Below are 1,299 nucleotides of genomic sequence, written 5' to 3'. Positions count from 1 at the left end.
CATCGCCTAGCGGCGCGGCGCGCGCGGCCGGCGCAGCGGCCCGGTCATCATCTGGGGCCCTGGCATTGGCGGCAACTGGAGCGGTGGCGGCGGTTCCGGCTGGGGTGGCGGCGGTGGTGGCGGCTTCGGCGGCTTTTCGGGCGGTGGCGGCAGCTTCGGCGGCGGCGGCGCGTCAGGAGGCTGGTGATGCTGTTCAACGACGCCGATCGCACCCGCATTGCCGCTGCCATTGCGGCGGCGGAGGCCAACACGTCGGGCGAGATCGTGGTGATCATCAACACCCGCCCGCACCGCTATGCCGCGACCATGCTGGCCAGCGCCGTGCTGGCCGCCTTCACGCTGCCCTTCCTGGCCGTGCTGGCCGGGTGGACGCCGTCCCTGCTGTTCCCGGATTGGGACGCGATCGACGCCGCCACCCGCGAAGCGCATGGCATCGAGGGGTTTGCCGCGGTGCAGGCGATGCTGTTCGTCGCTGTGCTGGCGCTGGTTGGCTGGCTGCGGCTGGATCGGGTGCTGACCCCGTCCGGCCTGCGCCGGGACCGGGTGCACCATGCTGCGATGATGCAGTTCCGCGCCCGCGGCCTGACCTCGACGCTGGGCCGCACCGGTGTCCTGCTCTATCTCGACGAGCCCGAGCATGTCGCCGAAGTGATCGCCGACGAAGCGGTGTTCACCCGTATCGCCGCCGATGAATGGGGCGAGACGATCGCGGCGCTGGTGGCTGGCATCAAGTCTGGCCGTGCCGCTGACGGGCTGGTGACGGCGATCGAGCGTGCGGGCGCCGTGCTGGCGGCGCACCTGCCGCCATTGCCCGACGATGTGAACGAATTGCCCGACGGGCTTATCGAGCTGTAGCGAGCCGCACTGCGGCCAGGCTGGTGGCCAGCGCACCCAGGCTGGCTGTGGGCCGCATGATGGCGCCAGCGGTGAGCTTGAGCGCCAGCGCCAGATGGCCGGGGCCGAGCGCGCGTACCACGTCGGGAGTGGCCAGCCGCTCAAGATCAGGCGCAGCCGGGCCACCCATGCGACCGGCGACGATGGCCGGCAGCGCCGGGTGATCGGGCTGCAGTTCGGCAATGCGAGCGACCAGATCGCTGGCCAACGGCCCGCGGGCGCCGGGGTGGCCGGGCAAGGCGGCGGCAAGGGCAACCAGCCATTCCAGTGGCAGCGCCCGCAGCCCGTGGGCGGGACGCGACAGCGCATCCAGCCCATCCAGCATGGCGGCAGCCGGCACCATGTCGATCAGCGCGCGGTCCACGCCGGACGCGCCGTCCGCCGCCAGCCAGCCCGCCAGCAGCG

At 72.5% G+C, this 1,299-nt stretch carries 2 protein-coding genes; one reads left to right on the top strand and one right to left on the bottom strand.

Annotated features, from left to right (window positions below; all coding sequences use genetic code 11):
- Positions 1-186: 186 nt before the first annotated feature.
- Positions 187-855: a TPM domain-containing protein gene (locus tag GJ693_RS16015; protein WP_156257219.1), complete on the top strand. Its 669-nt coding sequence runs from the start codon at positions 187-189 to the stop codon at positions 853-855.
- On the opposite strand, the gene GJ693_RS17225 is transcribed toward GJ693_RS16015, so the two are convergent.
- On the bottom strand, positions 842-1,299 hold a 458-nt coding region (locus tag GJ693_RS17225; protein ID WP_197042294.1), incomplete at its 5' end, for a hypothetical protein. The two genes, GJ693_RS16015 and GJ693_RS17225, sit on opposite strands and share 14 nt — an antisense overlap.

The sequence above is a fragment of the Sandarakinorhabdus oryzae genome, from assembly GCF_009733735.1.
Taxonomy (GTDB): domain Bacteria; phylum Pseudomonadota; class Alphaproteobacteria; order Sphingomonadales; family Sphingomonadaceae; genus Sandarakinorhabdus; species Sandarakinorhabdus oryzae.
The sequence above is the reverse complement of the archived record's forward strand: the minus strand, read 5'-3'. Positions and strand labels throughout refer to the sequence as shown.

Coding starts and splice junctions, on each gene's coding strand:
- GJ693_RS16015 (WP_156257219.1), top strand. CDS start 187: ATGCTGTTCAACGACGCCGATCGCACCCGCATTGCCGCTGCCATTGCG.